This window comes from Streptomyces sp. NPDC032822 (assembly GCF_055578825.1).
This window is the reverse complement of sequence record NZ_JBVIOL010000001.1, coordinates 984,095-1,009,086: the sequence shown is the minus strand read 5'-3', so window position 1 is coordinate 1,009,086 and position 24,992 is coordinate 984,095. Positions and strand designations below refer to the sequence as shown.

25 protein-coding genes are annotated in these 24,992 nt (G+C 72.3%); 18 read left to right on the top strand and 7 right to left on the bottom strand.

Annotated elements, in window-relative coordinates; all coding sequences use genetic code 11:
- Positions 1-164: 164 nt before the first annotated feature.
- The 10 genes from ACZ5VD_RS04710 (at position 165) to ACZ5VD_RS04665 (ending at position 9,786) form a co-directional block, all read left to right on the top strand.
- Complete coding sequence (locus ACZ5VD_RS04710) at positions 165-1,907, top strand: MFS transporter (RefSeq protein WP_468550681.1); 1,743 nt, start codon at positions 165-167, stop codon at positions 1,905-1,907.
- Between the two features lie 150 nt (positions 1,908-2,057).
- Positions 2,058-3,047, top strand: a complete 990-nt coding sequence (locus ACZ5VD_RS04705; protein WP_468680692.1) for a helix-turn-helix domain-containing protein — start codon at positions 2,058-2,060, stop codon at positions 3,045-3,047.
- A gap of 202 nt (positions 3,048-3,249) precedes the next feature.
- Positions 3,250-3,750 carry an RICIN domain-containing protein gene (locus ACZ5VD_RS04700; RefSeq protein ID WP_468550683.1) on the top strand — a complete coding sequence of 167 codons (501 nt, stop codon included), beginning with the start codon at positions 3,250-3,252 and terminating at the stop codon, positions 3,748-3,750.
- 71 nt (positions 3,751-3,821) lie between these two features.
- Positions 3,822-4,367 (top strand): RICIN domain-containing protein, encoded by a 546-nt coding sequence (locus tag ACZ5VD_RS04695; RefSeq protein ID WP_468680690.1) that lies wholly within the window; start codon positions 3,822-3,824, stop codon positions 4,365-4,367.
- Positions 4,355-5,491: a sialidase family protein gene (locus ACZ5VD_RS04690; protein ID WP_468680687.1), complete on the top strand. Its 1,137-nt coding sequence runs from the start codon at positions 4,355-4,357 to the stop codon at positions 5,489-5,491. Before ACZ5VD_RS04695 ends, ACZ5VD_RS04690 begins: the two co-directional genes overlap by 13 nt.
- A 111-nt stretch (positions 5,492-5,602) precedes the next feature.
- The gene (locus ACZ5VD_RS04685; protein WP_468550686.1) at positions 5,603-6,253 is read left to right on the top strand and encodes a class I SAM-dependent methyltransferase; all 651 of its coding nucleotides are present in this window, start codon (positions 5,603-5,605) and stop codon (positions 6,251-6,253) included.
- A gap of 22 nt (positions 6,254-6,275) precedes the next feature.
- Positions 6,276-7,247, top strand: coding sequence for an N-acetylmuramoyl-L-alanine amidase (locus ACZ5VD_RS04680; protein WP_468550687.1), 972 nt, complete (start codon positions 6,276-6,278; stop codon positions 7,245-7,247).
- Positions 7,248-7,405: 158 nt separating this feature from the next.
- Positions 7,406-8,233 (top strand): hypothetical protein, encoded by an 828-nt coding sequence (locus ACZ5VD_RS04675; protein ID WP_468680685.1) that lies wholly within the window; start codon positions 7,406-7,408, stop codon positions 8,231-8,233.
- A 115-nt stretch (positions 8,234-8,348) separates the two neighbouring features.
- Positions 8,349-9,362: an LLM class F420-dependent oxidoreductase gene (locus ACZ5VD_RS04670; RefSeq protein WP_468550690.1), complete on the top strand. Its 1,014-nt coding sequence runs from the start codon at positions 8,349-8,351 to the stop codon at positions 9,360-9,362.
- Between the two features lie 133 nt (positions 9,363-9,495).
- Complete coding sequence (locus tag ACZ5VD_RS04665; RefSeq protein ID WP_468550691.1) at positions 9,496-9,786, top strand: hypothetical protein; 291 nt, start codon at positions 9,496-9,498, stop codon at positions 9,784-9,786.
- 52 nt (positions 9,787-9,838) lie between these two features.
- Here ACZ5VD_RS04665 and ACZ5VD_RS04660 read toward each other — a convergent pair whose 3' ends face one another.
- From ACZ5VD_RS04660 to ACZ5VD_RS04650, 3 genes are read right to left on the bottom strand one after another with little or no spacing between them, the layout of a single operon-like run.
- Positions 9,839-10,909, bottom strand: a complete 1,071-nt coding sequence (locus ACZ5VD_RS04660; protein ID WP_468550692.1) for a prenyltransferase/squalene oxidase repeat-containing protein — start codon at positions 10,907-10,909, stop codon at positions 9,839-9,841.
- Complete coding sequence (locus tag ACZ5VD_RS04655; protein ID WP_468550693.1) at positions 10,906-11,652, bottom strand: class I SAM-dependent methyltransferase; 747 nt, start codon at positions 11,650-11,652, stop codon at positions 10,906-10,908. The genes ACZ5VD_RS04660 and ACZ5VD_RS04655 overlap by 4 nt, the downstream gene beginning before the upstream one ends.
- Positions 11,646-13,031, bottom strand: a complete 1,386-nt coding sequence (locus tag ACZ5VD_RS04650; protein ID WP_468550694.1) for a glycosyltransferase family 4 protein — start codon at positions 13,029-13,031, stop codon at positions 11,646-11,648. Before ACZ5VD_RS04650 ends, ACZ5VD_RS04655 begins: the two co-directional genes overlap by 7 nt.
- A 176-nt stretch (positions 13,032-13,207) precedes the next feature.
- Between ACZ5VD_RS04650 and ACZ5VD_RS04645 the strand changes: the two genes are divergently transcribed.
- On the top strand, positions 13,208-13,852 hold the full coding sequence (locus ACZ5VD_RS04645) for a TetR family transcriptional regulator (protein WP_468550695.1): 645 nt from the start codon (positions 13,208-13,210) through the stop codon (positions 13,850-13,852).
- On the opposite strand, the gene ACZ5VD_RS04640 is transcribed toward ACZ5VD_RS04645, so the two are convergent.
- From ACZ5VD_RS04640 to ACZ5VD_RS04630, 3 genes are all read right to left on the bottom strand, one after another.
- Positions 13,836-14,390 carry a hypothetical protein gene (locus tag ACZ5VD_RS04640; RefSeq protein ID WP_468680683.1) on the bottom strand — a complete coding sequence of 185 codons (555 nt, stop codon included), beginning with the start codon at positions 14,388-14,390 and terminating at the stop codon, positions 13,836-13,838. The two genes, ACZ5VD_RS04645 and ACZ5VD_RS04640, sit on opposite strands and share 17 nt — an antisense overlap.
- A 72-nt stretch (positions 14,391-14,462) precedes the next feature.
- Positions 14,463-14,696 carry a ferredoxin gene (locus ACZ5VD_RS04635; protein WP_468680682.1) on the bottom strand — a complete coding sequence of 78 codons (234 nt, stop codon included), beginning with the start codon at positions 14,694-14,696 and terminating at the stop codon, positions 14,463-14,465.
- Positions 14,697-14,702: 6 nt separating this feature from the next.
- Positions 14,703-16,160, bottom strand: a complete 1,458-nt coding sequence (locus ACZ5VD_RS04630) for an aldehyde dehydrogenase (RefSeq protein WP_468550698.1) — start codon at positions 16,158-16,160, stop codon at positions 14,703-14,705.
- Between the two features lie 278 nt (positions 16,161-16,438).
- Between ACZ5VD_RS04630 and ACZ5VD_RS04625 the strand changes: the two genes are divergently transcribed.
- Both ACZ5VD_RS04625 and ACZ5VD_RS04620 read left to right on the top strand, forming a co-directional pair.
- On the top strand, positions 16,439-17,464 hold the full coding sequence (locus tag ACZ5VD_RS04625; protein ID WP_468550699.1) for an MBL fold metallo-hydrolase: 1,026 nt from the start codon (positions 16,439-16,441) through the stop codon (positions 17,462-17,464).
- Positions 17,465-17,506: 42 nt separating this feature from the next.
- Positions 17,507-17,974 carry a nuclear transport factor 2 family protein gene (locus ACZ5VD_RS04620; RefSeq protein ID WP_468680680.1) on the top strand — a complete coding sequence of 156 codons (468 nt, stop codon included), beginning with the start codon at positions 17,507-17,509 and terminating at the stop codon, positions 17,972-17,974.
- On the opposite strand, the gene ACZ5VD_RS04615 is transcribed toward ACZ5VD_RS04620, so the two are convergent.
- The gene (locus tag ACZ5VD_RS04615) at positions 17,918-18,658 is read right to left on the bottom strand and encodes a phosphotransferase (RefSeq protein WP_468680679.1); all 741 of its coding nucleotides are present in this window, start codon (positions 18,656-18,658) and stop codon (positions 17,918-17,920) included. The genes ACZ5VD_RS04620 and ACZ5VD_RS04615 overlap by 57 nt on opposite strands.
- A gap of 321 nt (positions 18,659-18,979) precedes the next feature.
- Here ACZ5VD_RS04615 and ACZ5VD_RS04610 point away from each other — a divergent pair, with 321 nt between their 5' ends.
- The 5 genes from ACZ5VD_RS04610 (at position 18,980) to ACZ5VD_RS04590 (ending at position 24,676) form a co-directional block, all read left to right on the top strand.
- A complete protein-coding gene (locus tag ACZ5VD_RS04610; RefSeq protein ID WP_468680676.1) occupies positions 18,980-20,227 on the top strand; it encodes a prenyltransferase/squalene oxidase repeat-containing protein in 1,248 nt (415 codons plus the stop codon).
- Positions 20,224-20,916: an SCO2322 family protein gene (locus ACZ5VD_RS04605; RefSeq protein WP_468680673.1), complete on the top strand. Its 693-nt coding sequence runs from the start codon at positions 20,224-20,226 to the stop codon at positions 20,914-20,916. Before ACZ5VD_RS04610 ends, ACZ5VD_RS04605 begins: the two co-directional genes overlap by 4 nt.
- The gene (locus ACZ5VD_RS04600) at positions 20,906-22,117 is read left to right on the top strand and encodes an energy-coupling factor transporter transmembrane component T (protein ID WP_468680671.1); all 1,212 of its coding nucleotides are present in this window, start codon (positions 20,906-20,908) and stop codon (positions 22,115-22,117) included. Before ACZ5VD_RS04605 ends, ACZ5VD_RS04600 begins: the two co-directional genes overlap by 11 nt.
- A complete protein-coding gene (locus ACZ5VD_RS04595) occupies positions 22,029-23,744 on the top strand; it encodes an ABC transporter ATP-binding protein (RefSeq protein WP_468680667.1) in 1,716 nt (571 codons plus the stop codon). The genes ACZ5VD_RS04600 and ACZ5VD_RS04595 overlap by 89 nt, the downstream gene beginning before the upstream one ends.
- Before the next feature lie 155 nt (positions 23,745-23,899).
- Positions 23,900-24,676, top strand: a complete 777-nt coding sequence (locus ACZ5VD_RS04590) for an ECF transporter S component (RefSeq protein WP_468680970.1) — start codon at positions 23,900-23,902, stop codon at positions 24,674-24,676.
- Positions 24,677-24,992 lie beyond the last annotated feature (316 nt).

The following is a 24,992-nucleotide window of genomic DNA, read 5'->3' as shown; positions in this document are numbered from 1 at the left end:
GAAATCGTTAGTGGGGCGAAGCATCGGAATAGTTGCCCGGGCGCACGGGGTTCACCCTGCACGTATCGCGCACCTCAGCTGTCCCGCACCGCAGCCATCCGGCATCCGGCATCCCGCCCGGGTCCGGAGGGCTCACCCACTTCCCGGCCTGGAGGCCCCACTCCATGACGCACTCGTCGACCGACCAGCCCGCACGCGGAGTCAGCGGGGCCCTCGTCCCGGTGCTCGCCTTCGCGGGCATCGTGGTCGCGGTGATGCAGACCCTGCTCGTGCCGGTCATCAAGGACCTGCCTCAGCTGCTGGGCACCGAGCCCAGCAACGCCACCTGGGTCCTGACCTCGACTCTGCTCTCCGGTGCCGTCGCCACACCGATCATGGGCCGCCTCGGCGACCTCTTCGGCAAGCGGCGCATGCTGATCTTCAGCCTTGCCGTGATGGTCGTCGGCGCCCTGGTCAGCGCCCTCACCAGCGACCTGCTCATGATGATCGCGGGACGTACCCTCCAGGGCTTCGCGATGGGCGCGATCCCCCTCGGCATCGGCCTGATGCGGGACATGCTGCCCCGCGAGAAGCTCGGCTCGGCGATGGCCCTGATGAGCTCCTCGATCGGCGTCGGCGGCGGCCTCGCCCTGCCCGCCGCGGCCCTGGTCGCCCAGCACGCCGACTGGCACGCCCTGTTCTACGGCGCCGCCGGCCTCGGCGTCCTCTCCATCGTCCTCACCCTGCTCGTCGTCCCCGAGTCCCCGGCCCGCGCCGAGGGCACCTTCGACGTGCTGGGCGCGATCGGCCTGTCCATCGGCCTCGTCCTCTTCCTGCTCCCCATCACCAAGGGCAGCGACTGGGGCTGGACCTCGGGCACCACGCTCGGCCTGTTCGCCGCCTCCGCCGTCGTCCTCGTCCTGTGGGGCGTGATGGAGCTGCGCCTGAAGGCCCCGCTGGTGGACCTGCGCACCACGGCCCGCCCCGCGGTGCTCTTCACCAACCTCGCCTCGATCATGGTCGGCGTCTCCTTCTACGTCGTCTCCCTGGTCCTGCCCCAGCTGCTCCAGCTGCCCAAGGAGACCGGCTACGGCCTCGGCCAGTCGATGGTGACCGCCGGACTGCTGGTGGCCCCGCTGGGCCTGACCATGATGTTCACGGCCCCCGTCTACGCCCGCCTGTCCGCGAAGTACGGCCCCAAGGTCACCCTGATCCTCGGCATGCTGATCATCGCGATCGGCTACGGCGCCGGCCTCGGCCTGATGAGCGCCCCCTGGCAGAGCCTCGTCATCGCGGTCATCCTGGGCGCGGGCATCGGCCTCGCCTACTCCTCGCTCCCCGCGCTGATCATCGGCGCGGTCCCGGCCTCGGAGACGGGCGCGGCGAACGGCCTCAACACCCTGATGCGTTCCATCGGTACGTCGGTCTCCAGTGCCGTCATCGGCATGGTGCTCGCCAACACCGCGAACAACGTCAACGGCGTCGCGGTCCCGACCATGCACGGCTTCCGCGTCTCCTTCCTGATCGCCACCGGCGCCGTCGCGATCGGCCTCCTCATGGCCCTCTTCCTGCCCCGCAACCGCCCGGCCGACCGGCCGCGACTGCGCGCGAGCAGCGAGGAGGACGCCAACCTGGAGCGCGCCGAAGAGGTGCTCAGCGGTTTCCGCGGCCGGGTCCTGGACGCCGCCGGTACCCCGGTCCCGCGCGCCAAGGTCACACTGATCGACCGGCGCGGCCGTCAGGCGGGCGCCACCCTCTCCGCCGAGGACGGCAGCTACGCGCTCCTCGTCCCGGCCCAGGGCGCCTACGTCCTCGCCGCCCGCGCCACCGGCCACGGCCCGCTCGCCTCCTCGGCGACCCACGCGGGCGACGACAGCGCGGTCGACCTGGACCTGTCGCTGCCGACGGAGACGGTCGCGGCTCGCTGACCCGGCCCTTCCTTCCCCCGGCCCCTTCCTCCCTCCCCCTGCCCGCCCCTGCCCGGCTCTCTCCGGCGGGCGGGGCCGATAATCCTGGCGGGGCGGAGCGCGTCACAGGCTCCGATGGACACCGAGTACGGGGACGGGGACGGGGACGCAATGATCGGAACAGTGTTCAGGAGCACGGATGTGCCGGTTCCGGACAGATTCGACTACTGGCGTGAGCTGATGGGCCGGACCATCGCACCCAGCGAGGTGAGCAGTGCCCACTTCGCCGACTACCGGGCGGAGCAGCGGTTTCTGGAGCTGGGTCCGTTGGTGGTCTGGCCGACGGTCTTCATGCCGACGCGGTTCCGGCGCACCCCGAAGCTGATCCGGCAGTCCGACCCCGAGCAGTACCAGCTGTCGCTGATACGCGGGGGCAGGATCAGCCTCGACCATGTCGGACAGACCAACACCTACAGCACGGGCGATCTGTGGGTGTGCGACACCTCAAGCCCGTCCGACGTCCGATCGCAGGGCACCGAACCCCGGCACGTCATCACCGGAATAGGTGTGCAGCTGCCCAAGACACTGCTGCCCCTGTCCCCGGAACGGGTCGGGGTCCTGCTGAGCACGCCGCTGTCGGGGCGGGAGGGGACGGGCGCCCTGCTGGCGGACTTCCTCGTCGGACTGGACCGGCAGGCCGAATCCCTCCCCCCGTCCGCGACATCGCGCCTGGGCACGGTTCTGCTGGACCTGTTGTCGGTCTGGTTCGCCGAGCCGCTGGGCGCGGAGTCCGCGCTCTCGCCCGAGACCCGCCGGCAGGCCATGACGCTGCGGATCCGGGAGTTCATCCGGCAGAACCTGCACGACCCGGCGCTGACCCCACCGCTGATCGCCGCCGCACACCACATCTCGCTCAGTTATCTGCACCGGCTGTTCCAGCAGCAGACCCAGGGCGACACGGTCGCGGCATGGATCCGCGGTCTGCGGCTGGAGAGGGCCCGCCGTGACCTGGCGGACCCCGCGCTGCGTACCGCTCCGATCCACGCGATCGCGGCCCGCTGGGGTTTCCTCCGCGCCTCCGACTTCACCCGCGCCTTCCGCGCCGCCTACGGGGTCTCGCCCAGGGAGCACCGGCTCGAAGCGACGGCCGAACAGCCGTAGAGCCGTAGAGCCGTAGAGCCGTAGAGCCGTAGAGCCGTAGAGCCACCGTATTGCCGTAGCGGGCCAGGGGTGCGGCGGGGGTGGACCCATCGCCAAGTCACAGTGGACTCATCGCTAACGACAGCCCCGCTGGCCACGTCCATGCTGATCACGCAGTCGCTCGACCGATCACATCGACTGATACAGAGGAGCCCTCGCCGTCATGTCCATGAACACGATCACGCGCGTCGCGGCAGTCGCCGCCACAGCCGTGTGCGCCCTGGCCTTCTCCACGCCCGCCAACGCGGGAGCGACCGCATACGCCACCGTCCTGAACGTGAAAACCCTGAAGTGTCTGGCGGTTCCCCAGGCGAGCAAGGCCAACGGGGTCGGCCTGGTCCAGTGGGGATGCAGCACCAGCAGCGAACAGCAGTGGCAGCTGGAGTCGGTGGAAGGCGGCAACGGCGACCGCTACGTCGTCCGGAACCAGAACAGCGACAAGTGTCTCGCCATACCCAACGCCAGCACGGCCAACGGCACCCAGGCCGTCCAGTGGACCTGCGACGGCGGCAGCGAGCAGGTCTGGGTCTACGACAGCGCCAGGCGTCTGCGCAACCTGCACAGCGACAAGTGTCTGGCCATACCCAACAGCAGCACGGCCAACGGCACCGAGGCCGTCCAGTGGACCTGCACCACCAGCACCGACCAGCGGTGGCTCTGGTAGGGCGCACCGGAGTGGCCCTCATCGCGAGGGCCGCTCCTTGTTCGTCGAACAGCAACCAAGGAAGCCCACGAATGAGAAGACACGTCGTCGCTGTGACGACCGTCGCCCTGCTGAGCACCCCCCTGCTCACGGGCTCCTCCCTGACCGCCACGGCGTCGGCGGCGGAGACCGGCTCGACCACCGCGACCGCCGCGGCGGCCGACACCCCCGTCCACGCCCGCCTCTACAACCAGGGCACCGGGCTGTGTCTGGCCAACCCCGGCTCCAGCACGGCCAACGGCACCGTGATGATCCAGTGGTCGTGCAGCAACAGCGACAGCAACTACTGGACCCTCGAAGCCGTGACCGGCGGCTACCACGTGGTCAACAAGGCCAGCGCCAAGTGCCTGGCCATCGGCAGCAAGAGCGTGACGCAGGGCGCCAAGGCCATCCAGTGGCCCTGCAACAGCAGCACCGACGCGACCGAGCAGATCTGGGTCCACGACGAGGCCTACGACCGCCTGCGCAACGTGAACAGCGACATGTGCCTCGCCATCCCCAACACCAGCACGACCGCCGGCTCGGAGGCCGTCCAGTGGCCCTGCTCCACGAACGGGGACCAGCAATGGCTGTGGTGACGTCCCGGCGGGTCTGGCCCGCCCTCCTGGCCGCGCTCGTGCTCGCCGTCCTGGCGAGCCTTCTGCTGCCCCGCTCGGCCTCCGCCGAGGGCACCTCGGGCGAGCGGACCGTCCACGTCAACACGGCGACCGAGGGCGACGGCCCCCGCACGCCCGACATCATCAGCACCAGTGCGAACAACGCGGTCGTGGCCTGGCGGGAGGGCACCCTGCCCGGCGCGGTCGACCAGGGCTACATCCGGTACGCGTACACCACCGACGGCGGCACCTCCTGGAGCCGTCCCAGGACGCTGGCCCAGGAGACGAGCGAGTACGCCTGGCACTACGTCGTCCTCTACCAGTCGGGCAACGACCTCTTCGCGTACCTCGGCCGGACCGCGGCCACCAGCCGCAACGGCCTCGACATCAACGCCGTCGTCGTCAAGCGCAGCACCGACCAGGGACACACCTGGCAGGACTACCCCGTCGACATCCCGTACTACGACGCCACGACCAACCCGACGGGCATCAAGAACCTGATCATCGCCGGACGCCCGCTCCTGCTGGCGGACGGCACCCACGTCATCCCCTTCTGGTCCTCGGGCCGCAAGAACGGCGTGCTGCGCTCCACGAACCTCAAGAACTGGACCGCCGGCGGCTTCGTGCCCGACCCGAACGGCTACCTGGGCGGCGAACCACAGATCGCCACCTCGCAGGACGACCCGGCCAAGCTGGTCATGGTCGCCCGCAGCAGCCAGACCAACGCCGTGACGGCCACCAGTTCCGACGGCGGCCGGAGCTGGACGCCCTTCGCCCTCGACTCCAGCCTGCCGAGCCACAACGCCGCCAAGAGCTACTTCACCAAGGACGCCAACGGCCGGTACCTGTACATCTACAACACCGGCACGGACCGCGGTGTCCTCAACTACAAGGTCAGGCGCACCGGCGCGGCCTGGAGCGCCGGCAAGTTCTTCGCCGACGGACCGGCGAGCCAGCTGGACCCGACGCCGGCCGGCACGGGCGCGGGCTGGGACACGTACGCCATGGCCGACGAGTACGCCCCGGGCAAGTACTACGTGGCCTGGGAGTTCGACACCTCGCGCATCAAGGTGAACAAGCTCGACATCTCCGACACCACCGGGTGACACCCGCTGCCGTACCCCCTGTCACCCACCGGGCAGGGGGTACGGCAGCATGGACTCCCGAACGCGCGTACCCGCTTACCCGAGCATCCGCGTCCGACGGAGAGGACCCCCATGCCCGCGGCCCCCAAGCCCGAGATCCTGGCCGCCTTCGAGGCCGCGAAGGGGTTCATGCCCGCGGCTGAGGGCCTCGCCCTGTACGCGGCGGCCGTCGAGGCGGGCGCTCTCGGGCTGCCGCTGCTCGAAGTCGGCACGTACTGCGGGCGGTCCGCGATCCTGCTCGCCGACGCGGCCCGCGAGACCGGGGTCGTGGCGCTGACCGTCGACCACCACCGGGGCAGCGAGGAGCAGCAGCCGGGCTGGGAGTACCACGACCCGGAGACGGTCGACCCGGAGCTCGGCCTGATGGACACCCTGCCGACCTTCCGCCGCACGCTGCACAAGGCGGGCCTGGAGGAGCACGTCGTCGCCCTCGTCGGCCGCTCGCCGCAGATCGCGAAGGTCTGGGGCACCCCCCTCGGCCTGGTCTTCATCGACGGCGGCCACACCGACGAGCACGCGAACGCCGACTACGAGGGCTGGGCGCCGCGGGTCGCCGAGGGCGGGTTCCTCGTCATCCACGACGTGTTCCCGGACCCGGCCGACGAGTTCACCGGGCAGGCCCCGTACCGCGTCTACCTCCGGGCCCTGGCGTCCGGCGCCTTCACGGAGGTCTCGGCGACCGACTCGCTGCGCGTCCTGCGGCGAACGGCGCCGGGGGCCTGACCCCCCGGTTAGAGTCACTGACGTGTCGTACGTAGGTCCGGACTTCGATCCTCCCCAGCCCCGCCGCTCCCGGCGCCGCCCCCTGACCGTCGCGCTCGCCGCCCTCGTGCCGGGCGCGCTGCTCGGCTGGCTGGTGTACGAGGTGGTGGGCGGGTCGGGCGGGGACTCGTCGGACGCCGTCGGGACGCCCACGTCGGCGAGCGCGTCGGCCTCGCCGGGGACGTCCCCGAAGAGCTCCGCGCCGGCCTCCACCGGCGACGACGACCCCAAGGAACCCGGCTCGGACCCGGCTCCCAGCCCCTCCGTGCCCGCCGTCTCCGGCCCCCTCACCGGCAAGGTGATCGTCATCGACCCGGGCCACAATCCGGGCAACTTCCAGCACCCGGCCGAGATCAACCGCAAGGTGGACATCGGTACGCACTCGAAGGAGTGCGACACCACGGGGACGGCCACCAACTCCGGATACGCGGAGGCCAGGTTCACCCTCGACGTCGCCCACCGGATGCGCACCCTGCTCCAGGAACAGGGCGCCACGGTGAAGCTCACCCAGGACGGCGACCGGTCCTACGGTCCGTGTGTGGACGAGCGCGCCCGGATCGGCAACCAGGCGAAGGCCGACGCGGTCGTCTCGATCCACGCGGACGGTTCGGCGGCCGGCAACCGCGGCTTCCACGTCATCCTGCCGGGCAGCGTGCACGAGGGCGCCGCCGACACCCGTGCGATCACCGCCCCCTCCCGTGAACTGGGCGAGCGCATCGCGGGCAACTTCGTGCGCGCGACGGGCAGCGCACCCTCCAACTACATCGGCGGCGGGACCGGACTGGACACCCGTACGGACCTGGGCGGTCTCAATCTGTCAACGGTTCCCAAGGTGTTCATCGAGTGCGGCAACATGCGCGATAGCAAGGACGCGGCGCTGCTGACCAGCGGCGCCTGGCGGCAGAAGGCGGCGCAAGGGATCTCTGAGGGAATCGTGAGTTTCCTGCGCGGGTAGTGCTCAGCGCGCTGATCCGGGCGGACACCCTGATCGGACGGACGATAGTGTCGTCCCTACGATGAGGGGCCACCCCCGCGCTTCACACCGGGGCCTGAGGGCGACACGGTGACGGCGACGCCTCTACCGACGACGAGACGACCTACGAAGGACCTGAAGTGAATATCCGCTCCCTCACTCGAGGCGACGGCGTGGTGATCGGAGCAGCTGTTCTGCTGTTCATCGCGTCGTTCCTCGATTTCTACTCCGCCGACGGGGCCCCGGACGACTACGACTTCCCCAGCGCCTGGGCGAGCGGTCCGATCCTCATGGGCGTGGTGCTCGCGGGCATCATCGGTGCCGCGCTCGTCGTCCTGTCCCGGGGCCTGCCCCAGGTGCCGAAGGTGGCCGGGCTCGACCTCGGCCAGTTCGGTGTCGCGTTCACGGTTTTCGCGGCGTGGAGCGCCCTCGGGAACATCTTCGACCCCGCCAGCGGCACGAACAACTTCCCGGGGGCGGGAGAGGGCAGCCTGAGCGCCGGCGTCGGCCTGATCCTCGCCCTCGTCGCCACCGTGGTCATGGCCGCGGCAGCCGTCGCGACCCCCCTGGTCCCCGCCCTCCAGCCCGCCCTCATCCCCGCGCCCAAGCCGGCCGCCCCGCAGCCCTACGGCGCCCAGCCTCCCCCCGGTGGGTACGGCTACCCCGGCGCCCCGGGCGGGCAGCAGCAGCCGTACGGTGGTCAGCCGCAGCCCGGGCAGCCCTTCGGGGCTCCGCAGCCGCAGCAGGCCCAGGCGCAGCCGCCGGCTCCGGAGTTCTCGCCGTTCTGGTTCGCGGTGCCGGTGCCGCGTCCGCTGTTCGCGGAGGACGGTTCGCCGACGCCGATCGCCGAACTGGCGCCCGGTACCTGGTACCTGGCGGTCGAGCAGCGCGGTGGCGCGCTGGTCGCGCAGACGCAGGACGGCCGTCGTGGCGTGCTGCAGGACACGTCGGGCATCCAGCGCGGCTGATTCCGCTCTTCGACTCCCGGTCTTCGACGCTCGGCCCCTCGCCCTTCCGGGCGGGGGGCCGTTGTCGTACAGTCGCCCCCGGTCACCTCGGCTGACGGATCGTCAGGAGGCAGGTATGCGGCTCGGTCTCACGCTCGGCTACTGGGGTCGCGGCCCCGACCCGGACCATGTTCCGCTCGTGCGGGAGGCCGAGCGGCTCGGCTACGACTCGGTGTGGACCGCCGAGTCCTGGGGTTCGGACGCGTTCACCCCGCTCACCTGGATCGCCGCACAGACCTCCCGGATCCGGCTCGGCACGGCGGTCGCCCAGATGGCGGCCCGCTCCCCCACCACGACGGCCATGCACGCCCTCACCCTGGACCATCTCTCCGGCGGCCGGATGCTGTTGGGGCTCGGGCTGTCCGGTCCGCAGGTGGTCGAGGGCTGGTACGGCCGCCCGTTCCCGAAGTCGCCGCTGACCGCGACCCGCGAGTACGTCGACGTCGTACGGCAGGTTCTGCGGCGGGAGGCGCCGGTCGAGCTGGAGGGGCGGTTCCACTCCCACCCCTACCGGGGCGCCGACGGCACCGGTCTCGGCAAGCCGCTCAAGCCGATCACCCACCCGCTCCGCGCGGACCTGCCCGTCCTGCTCGGCGCCGAGGGGCCCAAGAACGTGGCCCAGACGATCCGGATCGCCGACGGCTGGCTGCCGTTGTACTGGTCGCCGAACCGGCCGGAGGCGTACGGGGAGGCGGTGGCCGGGCTGCCCGAGGGGTTCATGGTGGCGCCGATGGCCCAGGTGAAGGTGTGCGACGACGTCTCGGCGGGTCTGCTGCCCGTCAAGGCGATGCTCGGCTTCTACATCGGCGGGATGGGGCACGCGGCCCGCAACTTCCACGCCGATCTGATGGCACGGATGGGCTACGAGGGAGAGGCCCGGCGGATCCAGGAGCTGTTCCTGTCCGGCCGCCGGGAGGAGGCGGTGCTCGCCGTGCCGGACGCGTTCGCCGACGAGATCTCCCTCGTCGGGCCGCGCGAACGCATCGCGGAGCGGCTGGAGTTGTGGCGCAAGGGGCCGGTGACCGATCTGCTGGCGATGGCTCCGGACCGGCACACCCTGCGGGTCCTCGCCGAGCTCAACGCATCGTGAGAACAGACTGAGAACAGACGCTGCGCAGGTCGAACGCCATTCGAACGAGCGAGACTTGCGCGATGAACGTCCGCGGGGCGACGGCCCGGAACCGTCCAGGTTTCATACGGGGTTGAGCGGCAATTCGATGAGCATGTCCCCTCGATATAGCAATGGTGCCGGTCAGGCCGGCAGAGTCATCGCGGTGATCGCCGACATCATGGCCTTCATCCTGGGCCTGTGGATCCTGATGTACCTGCTGGACGCGAACCGTGCGAACGACTTCGTGCAGTTCATCCACGATGCGGCCCGCTGGCTCGCCGGCTGGTCCTACGATCTGTTCACCTTCGACGAGCAATGGGCGCGGGTCGTCGCGGGCTACGGCCTGGCCGCGGTCGTGTACCTCTTCGTCGGCCACGCCATCGCCAACCGCGTGCGGCACTGACCCGCCGAGGCCAGTTCCTCGGCGCTCTCGGGGCCTCGGCCCGCCGGCACCCTCAGTCGCAGCAGTCCGGGTCGAGGCCGCGGGGCAGCAGGTCGCCGGCGAAGACCGTGCAGGTGGCCTCGTCGCCGCCCAGTGCGGCCACGGCCAGCAGCAGGGAGCCGGCCGTCCACGTGGTCAGCTCCCGGGGCCAGACGGCCTTGTCCTCGAAGACGTAACCCGTCCAGTACAGGCCGGACTCCGCGTCCCGCAGGTGCTGGATCGACTGGAGAACATCGAGCGCGCGGTCGGACTCGCCCATCACCCACAGGGTGAGGGCGAGTTCGGCCGACTCTCCGCCCGTGACCCACGGGTTGGGGACGACACAGCGCACCCCGAGGCCGGGGACCACGAAGCGGTCCCAGTCCGCCTCCAGACGGGACTTGGCCTCCGCGCCGGTGAGCGCGCCGCCCAGCACCGGGTAGTACCAGTCCATCGAGTAGCGGCCCTTGTCGAGGAACCGCTCCGGGTGCCGGCGGATCGCGTGCCGCAGCGCGCCCGCCGCCAACTCCCAGTCGGGCTGCGGCTCTTCGCGCTGTTCGGCGATGGCGAGCGCGCAGCGCAGCGCGTGGTGGACCGAGGAGGAGCCGGTCAGCAGCGCGTCCGTGGTCGGTGTGCCGTCGTCCTCGCGCTTCCAGCCGATCTGGCCGCCCGGCTGCTGGAGCCGGAGCACGAACTCGACCGCCGCGTAGACCGTCGGCCACATCCGGTCGAGGAAGGTGTCGTCGCCGGTGGACAGGTAGTGGTGCCAGACGCCCACGGCCACATAGGCGACGAAGTTCGTCTCCAGGCCGCGGTCGGTGACGTCGTCGAACGCCCCGTCGGCGTAGGCCGCGTACCAGGAGCCGTCCTCGTTCTGGTGGCGTGCCAGCCAGTCGTAGGCCCGGGCCGCGGCGTCGTGTTCGCCGGCCGCGTCGAGGCCCATCGCGGCCTCGGTGTGGTCCCACGGGTCGAGGTGGTGGCCCCGGAACCACGGGATCGCCCCGTCCTCACGCTGCACGGCGAGGATGCCGGCGACGGTCGCGGCGGCCTGCTCGGCGGTGAGGACCCCGGGCAGGACGAGGTGTTCTGTCCGGGGGGTGGTCACTTGGCGTCCACCGAGGCAGCGGCGACGGGCAGGTGCGGCTTGGTCGCGTAGGCCACGAAGCTCTTGCCGATCAGCGGGTTCAGCGCCTGTTCGGCGACCCGGGTGGCCAGTGGTTTCTTCATGATGTCCCAGACCAGCAGCTTGTGGTACGCCCGCACCGGCAGGGCCTTGTCGTTGTCGACGCCGAACGCGCACTTGAGCCACCAGTAGGGCGAGTGCAGCGCGTGCGCGTGATGGGTGCCGTACGGCTTGAGGCCGGCTTCCCGGATCCTGGTGAGGAGTTCGTCCGCCTTGTAGATGCGGATGTGGCCGCCCTCGACCTCGTGGTAGGCGTCGGACAGGCTCCAGCAGACCTTCTCGGGTCCGTAGCGCGGGACGGTGATCGCGATCCGGCCGCCGGGCTTCAACACCCGTACCATCTCGGCGAGTACGCCCTTGTCGTCGGGGATGTGCTCCATCACCTCGGAGATGATGACGACGTCGAAGGACTCGTCGGGGAAGGGCAGGGCGAGGGCGTCGCCCTCCATCGCCGTGGCGGTGGCACCCTCCGGGGCCTCGCCCGCCTCCTTCATCGCCGCGAACCACTTCGCGACCTCGCGGATCTCCTCGGCGTTCTGGTCCAGGGCCACGACCTGGGCGCCCCGCCGGTAGCACTCGAACGCGTGCCGGCCCGCGCCGCAGCCGAGGTCCAGCACACGGTCCCCCGGAGCGAGCGGGAACCGGGAGAAGTCGACGGTCAGCACGTGGCCCTGCTTTCGCGATCGGATACAACGTCAACAGCTACGGGGGCCGCGGGGCCGCGGGTGACGGCGGCCGGGGCGAGGCCGGCGATGGCCTCGCGGTACCGGGCCACGGTGCCCTCGGCGGCCTTCGCCCAGGTGAACCGCGTGAGCACCCGCTCGCGGCCGGCGGCGCCGAGCCGGGCCCGCAGCTCCGGGTCGGCCAGCAGGCGCTTGAGCCCCGCCGCCAGCGCGCCCGGGTCGCCCGGGGGTACGGCGAGGCAGGTCTCGCCGTCCGGGCCGGCGACCTCGGGGATCGCGCCGCCGGTCGTGGCGAGCAGCGGTGTGCCGGTCGCCATGGCCTCCGCGGCGGGCAGGGAGAAACCTTCGTAGAGCGAGGGCACGCAGGCGACCTCCGCCGAGCGCACCAGGTCGACCAGTTCGGCGTCCGAGATGCCCTTGACGAAGTCGACGGCGCCTTCGAGGCCGTACCGCTCGATCGCCTGGGCGACGGGCCCCTCCGCGGGGCGTTTGCCGACGACGACGAGGTGGGCGTCCGGGCGCTCGGTGCGGACCTTGGCGAGGGCCTCGACGAGGAAGACCAGGCCCTTGAGCGGCACGTCGGCGCTGGAGGTCGTCACGACGCGGCCCGGGACGACGGGTATCGAGGGATCCGGCGAGAACAGGTCGGTGTCGGCGCCGATGTGGACGACGTGGATACGGTCGTCGCGGACGCCGAGGTCGTCGATGATCTCCCGGCGGGAGGTGCCGGAGACGGTGAGTACGGCGGGCAGTCGGCGGGCGACCCGCTTCTGCATGCGGGTGAAGGCGTACCAGCGGCGCTTGGACAGGCGCTGGCGCCGGTTCTCCGCCGCGTCCAGCTCCAGCCGGCGGTCCACGGTGATGGGGTGGTGGATCGTCGTCACCAGCGGGGCCCCGACATCGCCCAGCAGGCCGTAGCCGAGGGTCTGGTTGTCGTGGACGACGTCGAACTCGCCGCGGCGGGCGCGCAGATGGCGGCGGGCGCGGAGCGAGAACGTGAGGGGCTCGGGGAAGCCGCCGGTCCACATCGTCGCGACTTCCAGCGCGTCGATCCAGTCGCGGTACTCGCCACGCTTGGGGGTGCGGAAGGGGTCCGGCTGGCGGTAGAGGTCGAGGCTGGGCAGCTCGGTCAGGCTCAGGCGGTCGTCGTGGCCCTCGTCGAGGACGGGGTAGGGCTGGGAGCCGATGACCTCGACGGTGTGGCCGAGGCGGGCCAGCTCGCGCGAGAGGTGCCGTACATAGACACCCTGCCCCCCGCAGAACGGGTTCCCTTTGTAGGTGAGGAGTGCGATGTGGAGCGGTCGCTCGCCGTCGGCGGCGGAACCTTCGGAAGGCCCCGCCTGACTGGCCCCAGCGGTCACTCTTGGCCCCCTTCTCCCTGCACTGTCCCGCGAGATTACGCCGGGACGCTAATCTAGAACAAGTTTCAGACTTGATCGTTCAAGAGGCTCTGAATCTACCGGCAGGTAGGGACACTGTGAGCAGTGGATCAGGTGATTCACGCCACGACCGGCGTGCGGACGCCAAGGCGGACGAGATGACCAAGGTGGATGCCAGTACGAGTACCGAGCGGTCCGACTCGGCGCCGCTCACCGAGCGGCAGCAGGCCCGCCGCCGGCGCATCCTGCACGCGAGCGCGCAGCTGGCGAGCCGGGGCGGGTTCGACGCGGTGCAGATGCGGGAGGTCGCGGAGTCCTCGCAGGTGGCGCTCGGCACCCTGTACCGCTACTTCCCGTCCAAGATCCATCTGCTGGTCGCCACCATGCAGGACCAGTTGGAACACATGCACGGCACGCTGCGCAAGAAGCCCCCGGCGGGCGAGAGCGCGGCGGAGCGGGTCGCGGAGACCCTGATGCGGGCCTTCCGCGCACTCCAGCGTGAGCCGCACCTGGCGGACGCGATGGTCCGCGCCCTGACGTTCGCGGACCGCAGCGTCAGCCCCGAGGTCGACCAGGTCTCCCGGCAGACCACGGCGATCGTCCTGGACGCGATCGGGCTGGAGAACCCGACGCCGGAGCAGCTCTCCGCGGTCCGGGTGATCGAGCACACCTGGCACTCGGCCCTGATCACCTGGCTGTCGGGCCGCGCCTCGATCGCCCAGGTGAAGATAGACATCGAGACGGTGTGCCGGCTGATCGACCTCACGGAGGCCAAGGCGCCGGAGGTCAAGGAGACGCGGTAGCCGTGCCGGGCCCGCAGTCCATGCCGTATCCGTGGATCACCACTCCCTTGAACTCACCGCCCCCGTCCGCTCCTTCGGCCGCCGGAGCCGCCGCGGCCATCTCCTGGGCGGACACCTCGCCGGAGAGGACGCTCAGCGTCCATCCGCCCCGGTCCAGCACCCAGCCGGCCACGCCCGCGTCGGTGCTGGGGTCGGTCGCCGTCCAGCCGCGATCCGTGAGCTCGGCGATCACCCGCTCCGCGGCCTTCCGGTCCGGCGCGGTGGGGGTCCGCGCCTGCCCGGCCACCTGGCACGGGCGCTGCCGCATCGCCGCCGACTCCTCGTCGGCGAAGACGATCCGCCCGAATCCCCCGGCCGCCACGGCGGCCCGGACGTCCCCCTGGACGGCGGCGACGGTCACCGTCCGCTCTCCCGCGCCCACCGCGGGCGCCTCGCTCCCCGTCGGCCGCGCGGCCGAACCGCCGCCGTCACCGCTCCCGCATCCCGCCGTCAGCACTCCCGCGACGACGACCGCCACGGCCGCTCCCACCCCACGCATACCTCTCCCGCCCCACACGTCTTGTACGTTCTCGCACGTCCCGAACGTGAGGCGGAGTGTCGCACGAAACCGCTAATCCTCCGGAGGGAACACCGGCTCCCCGCTCTCCAGCAGCGTGATCATGATCGCTTCGACCGGGCAGCCCTCCGCCGCCGCGAGGATCTGCTCGTTGGCGTCGGTCTCGGGGGCGAGGGGATGGGACTGGCGGCCCGTGTCGAGGCGGAAGGCCTGCGGCGCGTGGTGGAGGCACTGGGCCGAGCCGATACACAGGGAGCGGTCGACCTCGATCTGCCAGCGGTCGCCCATGGTCGGTCAGCCCTCCCAGCCCGCCGGCAGGTGGATCATCTTGTGTTCCAGGTACTCGCCGAAGCCCTCGGGCCCGAACTCCCGTCCCAGTCCGGAGTTCTTGTAGCCGCCGAAGGGGCCGAGCATGTCGAGGCTGAAGGTGTTCACCGAGTACGTGCCGGTGCGGACCTGGCGGGCGATGTCGACGCCGTGCTCGACGTCGCCCGTCCACACGCTGCCGCTGAGCCCGTAGTCGGAGTCGTTGGCGATCTTCACGGCCTCGGACTCGTCGCCGTACGGGAGCAGGCAGATGACCGGGCCGAAGATCTCCTCGCGGGCGATCCGCATGGAGTTGTCGACGTCACCGAAGAGGGTCGGCTCGACGTACCAGCCGCGGTCCTGGCCGGGCGGGCGCCCGCCGCCGGTGAGGATCTTCGCGCCCTCCTCCTGGCCGATCCGGATGTAGTCGAGGTTGCGCTGCTGCTGCCGCTTCGCCACCAGCGGGCCCACCTGGGTGGCCGGGTCCAGCGGGTCGCCGACCACCAGCGCGCCGGCCGCCGCGGCGAAGGCCTCGGCGAACTCGTCGTAGCGGGAGCGCGGGAGCAGGATGCGGGTCTGGGCCACGCACGCCTGTCCGTTGTTCATCCAGGCCGCGGAGGCGATGCCGGGGACGGCGGTCGCGAGGTCCGCGTCCGGCAGCACGACCGCCGCCGACTTCCCGCCCAACTCCAGGGTCACGCGGGTGAGATGGCGTGAGGCGACCTCCATCACGCGCCGACCGGCCGCGACCGAGCCGGTGAAGGAGACCTTGTCCACGCCGGGATGCCCGACGAGGTACTCGCTGATCTCGCGGTCGGCGGGGAGGATCGACAGGACGCCCTCGGGCAGTCCGGCCTCGCGCGCGATGTCGGCGAGGATGTAGGCGTCCAGGGGCGATTCGGGCGACGGCTTCAGCACCGCCGTGCAGCCGGCGAGCAGCGCGGGTGCGAGCTTGGCGGCGGCCACGAACTGCGGGACGTTCCAGGGGGCGACGGCCGCGACGACCCCGACCGGCTCGCGCCGCACGAGGATGCGGCCGAGAACGCCGTCACGGCTCTCCTCGTACGTGAAGTTCCGCGCGACCGTGATCGCGGAGTCCCACACCATCATCGCGCCGAGCGCCTGCGCCAGGACGCTCCAGGAGTACGGCGACCCGTTCTCGGACGAGATCACACGGGCGATCTCCTCGTGCCGTACGGCGATCGCGTCCTTGATGCGGGTGACCACCTCGATCCGCTCGTCGAGGGTCGCCCGCGGCCAGGGCCCCTCGTCGAAGGCCTTCCGCGCCGCGGCGACCGCCCGGTCGACATCGCCTTTGGAGGCGTGCGGGACGCGTCCGATGACCTCTTCGGTGTGCGGCGAGATCACCTCGATGACGTCCGTGCCGAGGGGGTCGGTCATCTCCCCGCCGATGAACAGCTGTCCGTGTTCCACGAGCTCGGTCATGGCGACTGCCTCCCCGGAAACCTTCTCTGACGGTTCATCAGATAGGGAGAGGGATACCAGCTCTCCCCGGAGGAGTCCACGGAGCTCACACCACTTCGCGACACCTTCATGGGCCGGCGCGCCGGTCGGCGCACGTGAACCGGCGCCTGCCGCGCCAGGGCCGGCCCGGACATCCGGCCGCCCGGTCCGGACACCCGACCGGCAGGCCCGACAGGTGACTTGGGCTCCCATGGGAACCTGTTCTAGTTATAGTTGCGGAATCGGCGACAGGGGAGCCCATGACGCAGGCAACCGATCACGGCGGAGGCGTACGGTCGGTCCGGGTACCCATCCCGGACAACCCCCTCGGCCACACCCTGGTCTACGTCGTCGACACCGACCGCGGGCCGGTACTGATCGACACCGGGTGGGACGACCCGACGTCCTGGGACACCCTCGCCGAGGGCCTGACCGCGTGCGGCACCACGATCGACGAGATCCACGGCGTGGTCATCACCCACCACCACCCCGACCACCACGGCCTGTCGGGCAAGGTGCGGGAGGCCTCCGGCGCCTGGATCGCGATGCACGAGGCGGACGGCGCGATCGTCCGGCGCACCCGCGAGACCCGCCCCCGGCGCTGGTTCGTCTACATGACGGCCAAGCTGGAGGCGGCCGGCGCCCCCGAGGAGCACATCGCCCCGCTGCGCAGCGCCCGTTCCCACACCCTGCCCGGCCTCTCTCCCGCGCTGCCCGACCGTGAGATCGTCCCCGGCGACCTCCTCGCCCTGCCCGGCCGCCGACTGCGCGCGATCTGGACGCCCGGCCACACCCCGGGCCACGTCTGCCTGCACCTGGAGGAGGAGCATCCCGCCCGACTGCCGGGCCACGGACGCCTGTTCTCCGGCGATCACCTGCTCCCCCGGATCACCCCGCACATCGGCCTGTACGAGGACCCCGACGACGTCACCGTCACCGACCCCCTCGGCGACTACCTCGACTCCCTGGAGCGCGTGGGCCGCCTGGACCCCGCCGAGGTGCTGCCGGCCCACCAGCACGCGTTCACCGACGCGGCCTCCCGTGTACGGGAGTTGCTCGACCACCACGAGGACCGCCTCACCGGCCTCGCCACCCTCCTCGCCGAACCTCTCACTCCCTGGCAGCTCGCCGAGCGCATGGAGTGGAACCGGCCCTGGGCCCAGATCCCCTACGGCTCCCGCACCATCGCCGTCTCGGAGGCGGAGGCCCACCTGCGCCGGCTGGTGAAGCTGGGCCGGGCGGAGGCGGTGGCGGGGAGCGAGCCGGTGACGTACGTGGCGGTATGACCCGGTCGCCCGGCGCCTCGCTCCCGTGCTACCCACGACCGTATGGACCCGCTCGACCGTATGGACCCCCTCGACCGCCTGCTCGCCGAGCGCGCCTGCGAGCGCCTGATCATCGGCTTCGTCCACCGTCTCGACCTCGGTGAACCCGGCTCCGTGGCCGAGCTGTTCACCGTCGACGGCCGCTGGGAGTGGCCCGCCGGAGACCGTCTGGTCGAGGGGCGGGAGGCGCTGCGGGAGTACTTCGCGGCCCGCCCCGCGGACCGTCTCTCCCGCCGCCTGATGTCGAACATCCTCGTCACGGCGGCCTCGGCCGACACGGCGACGGCGACCTCGTACTTCACGACGTACCGGGTCGACGGCCACGGCGGCGGCACGGCCCCCGTCCCGTCCGGACCGCCCGTCCAGGTCGGCCACTACGAGGACGCGTTCCGCAGGCAGCCCGACGGCAGCTGGCTACTCGCCGCCCGGACCCTGTTCCTGCCGTTCGGCGGCCCGACGCCCCGGCAGTGAACCCGGGACCAGCTGGGGCGCCGAGGCCGCCAGCGATCTGATCAACTCCTCCGCCTCTCCCAGGAGTTCCACCTCGGCCCGGCTCATCGTCACGTTGGCCGCACGTCGTCGCCGGGCCTCCACCAGGCCCGCGTCGGTGAGGTGGGACGGGTCGGCGAGGAGGGCGGTGAGCATGGTGTGGGCGGGGGCGGCGAGCGGGCCTGTGGAGACGGCGACCTGGGCGAGGATCGTCGCGGACATCCCCCAGTCCAGGCCGGGTTCGCCCTCCTCCGTGTCGGACCAGTCGATGACGCGGGGGCCGTCCGCGGTGAGGACGACGTTGTCCGGGTGGAGGTCCAGGTGGAGGACGCGGCGGCCCGCGGAGGTGCGCGGCGGGACCGCGTGCAGCGCGCGCAGCAGCCGGGCCAGGACGGCGCCCGCCTCGCCGGGGCCCAGGGAGCCGGCCAGGCACGCCGTCAGCATCGTCGGACCGTACAGCCGCTCCAGCACCAGGTCGGTGCGTGTGGAGTCGGCCGGGCGGACCCGCGGCACCGGGTAGCCGTGGGCCCCGACGTACTCCATCACCGCGCCCTCGGCAGCCGCGTCCCCGTACCCTTCCCGGTCGCGGCGCAGCACCCATGCCGCGTCGATCTCGTACACGTCCGCGGCCCGGCCGGAGCCGAGCAGTCTCCCCGTCGGCTGCATGGGCCCGAACCTATCCCCGCCCCCGCCCTCGCCGGGCCCGGCTCACAGGCTGCCCTCAGGAGGTGCGTTACGGGCCGGTACAGTGACGGGGTCGTATCACACCCGTACGGGGAGAAGCCGGTGCGAATCCGGCGCTGACCCGCAACCGTGAACCGCAGCCTCGGTGAGGCCGTGGTGAGCCGGACCGCCCCGGACGGATCGTGACCGGCTCACGCGCACCGGCAACCGGCCGGTGTGCGGCACCGTCGAGGTATACGGGGCCGAGCCGCCGGGGTGTCCCGTGCTGCCCGGCTCCCCGACAGGGAGAGGCACCCGCCGATCATGAACGTCCGCCGCAGGGCCGCGGTGCTGGCCGCCGCCACCGCCGTGATCGGGGCCGCCGCGCCCGCCGTCGCCGCCGACCCGTCCCCCTCCGCCTCGCAGGCGTTCCCCGCCGCCCTGTACGGCTCCACCGACCCGACGTACGACGGCGTCTGGCGGCAGTCCCTCGCCCTGCTCGCCCAGCACACGGTGGGGGTCGAGCCCGCCGCGCAGTCCGTGGCCTGGCTGACCGGGCAGCAGTGCGCGAACGGCGCCTTCGCGCCCTACCGCGCCGACACCACCACGGCCTGCGACGCCAAGCTCCTCATCGACACCAACAACACCGCCGCCGCCGTGCAGGCGCTCGCCGCGCTCGGCGGCCACGACGCCGTCACCGGCAAGGCCGTCGCCTGGCTGAAGTCCGTACAGAACAAGGACGGCGGCTGGGGCTACACCCCGGGCGGCGCCAGCGACACCAACTCGACGTCCGTCGTCGTCGGCGCGCTGACCGCCGTCGGGGACAAGCCGGCGGACGTGCGCAAGGGCGGCCGGGGGCCGTACGACGCGCTGGTGAAGCTCGCCCTGCCCTGCGAGGGCGAGGGTGCCGACGCCGGTGCCTTCGCGTTCCAGCCCGACAAGAAGGGCGAGCTGGCGGCCAACCCGGACGCCACGGCGGCAGGCGTCGTCGGCGCGCTCGGCAAGGGTCTCGTGGTCGGGCCCGTCCCGCAGGCGAAGGCCGCCGCCTGCGCGGACTCCGGCCGCCCGACCCCGCGACAGGCAGCCGCCAACGGGGCCGCCTACCTCACCGAGGCCCTCGCCAAGGACGGCCACCTCATGTCCGCTCTCCCCGGCGCCACCGACCAGCCCGACTACGGCAACACCGCCGACGCCGTCGTCGCGCTCGCCGCGCAGGGCCAGGCCGCTCAGGCGAAGAAGCCGCTGGAGTGGCTGGAGCGGGAGTCCTCCACCTGGGCGGCGCAGAGCGGTCCCGCCGCCTACGCCCAGCTGATCTTCGCCGCGCACGCGACCGGCACGGACCCGCACGACTTCGGCGGCACGGACCTGGTGAAGCAGCTCAACGCGACGGGACCGGCCTCCGGGTCGACGACGGCCGCCAGCGACACGGACCCGCCCGAGGACAACGCCCAGAACGCCGAGAACGGGGACGACTCCAGCGCCGACATCTGGTGGATGATCGGCGTCGGTCTCGCCGCCGGGGCCGGCATCGGCTTCCTGTTCAGCAGCCGCAGCAAGAAGCGCCGGCCGTGACCCGTCTCCGTACCGCGATCCTCCTGGTCCTCGCCGCGTTCCTGCTCCTCGGGAACGCGGGCCCGGCCCAGGCCGCCGGCTACCGCTACTGGTCCTTCTGGGAGCGCACGGGCGAGCAGTGGACGTACGCCACCCAGGGCCCCTCCACCACCCGCCCCTCCGACGGCGACGTCCAGGGCTTCCGCTTCGCGGTCAGCGCGGACTCCGCCGACGCGACGAAGCCGCGCGGCACGGCCGACTTCGCGACGATCTGCGCGAGGACACCGGCCGAGGACGGCAGGAAGCGGGTGGCGCTGGTCATCGACTTCGGTACGGCGGCCGACGCCCCCTCCGGGGAGACCCCGCCGGCGGCCCGTACGGCCTGCGCGCTGACCGCGCCCGACGCGACGACGGCCGAGGCCCTCGCCGCCGTGGCCAAGCCCCTCCGCTACGGCAGCGACGCGCTGCTGTGCGCGATCTCCGACTACCCGAAGACGGGCTGCGGGGAGCAGGTCTCGACGGAGCGGAAGCCGACGCGGACGGCCACCGGGACGGCGGCCGAGGGGAAGACGGACCAGGGGAAGAGCACCGGGGACGGCGGCGGCCCCTCGGCGGGCCTGCTCGCGGGCGCCGCCGCCGTCGCCGCGCTGGGCGCGGCGGCGGTGTGGCAGGCGCGGCGGCGCGGGGACGGTCGCAGGGATGGGTCATAGCGACCGGAACCCCCGCGCGGCCACCCTGCACTCCGGTGCCTGGTGGCTCTGGGCGCTGGGCCTCGGCACGGCCGCCATCCGCACCACCAACCCGCTCCTCCTCGCCCTCCTCATCGCCGTCTCCGCCTACGTCGTGGCCGCGCGCCGCCCCGACACCCCCACCGCCCGCGCCTACACGGTCTTCTTCAAGCTCGCGTTGGCCGTCCTCCTCATCCGCCTGACCTTCGCCGTCGTCCTCGGCTCCCCGATCCCCGGCACGCACGTGCTCGCCACGCTCCCCGAAGTCCCCCTGCCCCACTGGGCGCAGGGCATCCGGCTGGGCGGCCGGGTCACCGCGGAGGGCCTGCTCTTCGCCCTCTACGACGGACTGCGCCTGGCCACGCTCCTGATCTGCGTGGGCGCGGCGAACGCGCTCGCGAACCCGGCCCGGCTCCTCAAGTCCCTGCCGGGGGCGCTGTACGAGATGGGTGTGGCCGTGGTCGTGGCCCTCACCTTCGCCCCGAACCTGATCCTCGACGTCCAGCGTCTGCGTGCCGCCCGCCGGCTGCGCGGCCGTCCCGACAAGGGCGTCCGGGGTCTCCTCCAGGTCGCGCTGCCGGTCCTGGAGGGCGCCCTCGAACGGTCCGTGGCCCTCGCCGCCGCGATGGACGCCCGCGGCTACGGCCGCAGCGCCGACGTCCCCGCCCCGGTCCGCCGTACGACCGCCGCCCTCACCCTCGGCGGCCTGCTCGGCGTCTGCGCGGGCACGTACGGGCTGCTGACCGCGGAGGGCGGCACCTACGGCCTGCCCGTGCTGCTCGCCGGGCTGGTCGCCGCCCTCGCCGGACTGCGGCTGGGCGGCCGGCGTTCGCTGCGCACGCGTTACCGTCCGGACCGCTGGGACGTCCGCGCGTGGCTGGTCGCCGGGTCGGGCGCGGCGGTGGCCGGGCTGATGGTCCTCGCCGCCGCGTACGATCCCGGGGCCCTGGACCCGGGTGTGGTCCCCCTCGTCGCCCCCGCCCTCCCGCTCTGGCCGGCGGCGGCCGTCCTGCTCGGCCTGCTCCCCGCGTTCGTCGCCCCCGATCCCGCCCCCGTCCCGATCCCAGTTTCCGCACGAATGCCGAGGAACCGTCGTGATCCGCTTCGAGAACGTCTCCGTGACGTACGACGGTGCCGCCGAACCCGCCGTCCAGGGCGTGGACTTCGCGGTCCCGGAGGGTGAACTCGTGCTGCTCGTCGGCCCGTCGGGGGTCGGCAAGTCGACGGTCCTCGGCGCGGTGAGCGGGCTCGTCCCGCACTTCACCGGCGGCACCCTGCGCGGCCGGGTCACGGTGGCCGGCCGGGACACCCGGACGCACAAGCCGCGCGAACTCGCCGACGTGGTGGGCACGGTGGGCCAGGACCCGCTCTCGCACTTCGTGACGGACACCGTGGAGGACGAACTCGCCTACGGCATGGAGTCGTTGGGCCTCGCCCCGGACGTGATGCGGCGCCGCGTCGAGGAGACCCTCGACCTCCTCGGCCTCGCCGGCCTGCGCGACCGCCCCATCGCCACCCTCTCCGGCGGCCAGCAGCAGCGGGTGGCGATCGGCTCGGTCCTCACCCCGCACCCGAGGGTCCTCGTCCTGGACGAGCCGACCTCCGCGCTCGACCCGGCCGCCGCGGAGGAGGTCCTCGCGGTCCTCCAGCGCCTCGTCCACGACCTCGGCACGACGGTCCTCATGGCCGAACACCGCCTGGAACGCGTCGTCCAGTACGCCGACCAGGTCGCCCTCCTCCCCTCGCCCGGCGCGGCCCCGGTCCTGGGCACCCCGGCCGAGATCATGGCCGTATCTCCGGTGTACCCGCCGGTGGTGGCCCTGGGCCGGCTCGCGGACTGGGCCCCGCTGCCACTGACGGTCCGGGACGCGCGGCGCCGGGCGGACGGCCTGCGGGAACGGCTGGCGGGCCGGGACGCACCGGAGACCGTGCCCTCGGCGGCCCCGACCGCACCGGCCCCCGCACCGCGCACACCGCCCCGCCGCACCCTCCCCTTCCTCCCGCCCCTCCCGTTCCTCTCCGGACTCTCCAGGAAGCCCGCCCCGGCGCCGACTTCCGCTCCCCCGGCCGAAGTCCGCGCCCTCGCTGTACGTCGTGGGCGCGTCCAGGCGTTGCGCCATGTCGACCTGGACCTCGCGCCCGGCGAGACCGTCGCGCTCATGGGCCGCAACGGCGCCGGGAAGTCCACGCTGCTCTCCGCGCTGGTCGGCCTGGTGGAACCGGCCGCGGGATCGGTGCGGGTCGGCGGGGTCGTACCGCATCGCACGGCACCGCCCGAACTCGTCCGCCGCGTGGGCCTGGTACCGCAGGAACCACGCGACCTGCTGTACGCCGACACGGTCGGCGCCGAGTGCGAGGCCGCCGACCGGGACGCGGGGGCGGCGCCGGGCAGCTGCCGGGCGCTGGTCACCGAGCTGCTCCCCGGTGTCGGCGACGACATCCACCCGCGTGACCTCTCCGAGGGGCAGCGGCTGGCCCTCGCGCTGGCCGTGGTCCTCACGGCCCGCCCTCCCCTGCTGTTGCTCGACGAGCCGACCCGGGGCCTGGACTACGCGGCGAAGGCCCGCCTGGTCACGGTCCTGCGCGGGCTGGCGGCCGAGGGGCACGCGATCGTGCTGGCGACGCACGATGTGGAGCTGGCCGCCGAGCTGGTCCACCGGGTGGTGCTCCTCGCCGACGGCGAGGTGATCGCGGACGGCCCGACCGCGGACGTGGTGGTGGCCTCCCCCTCCTTCGCCCCGCAGGTCACCAAGATCCTGGCGCCGCGGAAGTGGCTCACGGTCGCCCAGGTGAGGGAGGCACTGTCGTGACACGGCACACACGGCACACGCTGCACCCCACGGACCCCGGCCACCCCACCGCCACCGGCCACGGCACCGGCACCGCCACCGGCCACGGCACCGTCACCCGCCATCGCACCGGCACCGCCCGCCAGGCCCGGGCCGTCCGCCTCGGCCCCCGCTCGATCGCCGCCCTCGTGCTGGTCAGCGCGGTGGGTGTGGCGGCCCTCGGCTGGCCGTTCCTCGCGCCGCCGGCCTCCCAGGTCAGCGCGCACGCACAGGACGCGCCCTGGCTCTTCGCCGGCCTCCTGCTGCTCCTCGTGGCGGTCCTGGCGGCGACGATCTCCGAGTCCGGTCTCGGCCCGAAGGCGGTGGCGATGCTCGGCGTGCTGGCCGCGACGGGCGCGGCACTGCGCCCCATCGGCGCCGGGACGGCCGGTATCGAGCCGATGTTCTTCCTGATGGTGCTGAGCGGGCGGGTGCTCGGCCCGGGCTTCGGCTTCGTGCTGGGCTCGGTGACGATGTTCGCGTCGGCGCTGCTCACGGGCGGGGTGGGGCCGTGGATGCCGTTCCAGATGCTGGCGATGGGCTGGTTCGCGATGGGCGCGGGCCTGCTGCCGGGCACCGACCGTCTGCGCGGCCGTGCGGAACTCGCGCTTCTCGGCGGCTACGGCTTCCTCTCCGCCTTCGCGTACGGCACGGTCACCAACCTCGCGGGCTGGACCTTCATGAAGGGGAACGCCTCGAACATCGCCTTCGACCCGGGTGGGGAGGTCGCCGCCAACCTGGCCCGTTTCGTCGCGTACTGCCTGGCCACCTCGATGGGCTGGGACCTGGGCCGGGCCCTCGTCACGGTCGTCCTGACGGTGCTGCTGGGTCCGGCGCTTCTGCGGGCCCTGCGCCGGGCCACCCGCCGGGCGGCTTTCGAGACGCCGGTCACCTTCGAGGCACCCGCACCGTGAGGGGGTGACCGCGGGCGGTTACTCACGCGGTGAACCACCCCACATGACCCACATCACCTACTAACCGGAACAGTAGGAAGATTTCAGACATATCACCTCACTCGCACCCCATCTGACCTGCATATTGAGAGCCCGCTCACACGATCGCCGATTCCCCTCGATGCGACCACAACTAGTAAAAGGGGTCATTGCGGACACCGGTCGAGCCTGTTTCTCTGGATGACGTCGCACGGCGCCGACGAGCCTTCACGGTCGCGGCGCCGCGGCATGTCCCCGCCGCACAGCGTGTGGTCAGGACAGGCCACGACCGCCCAGT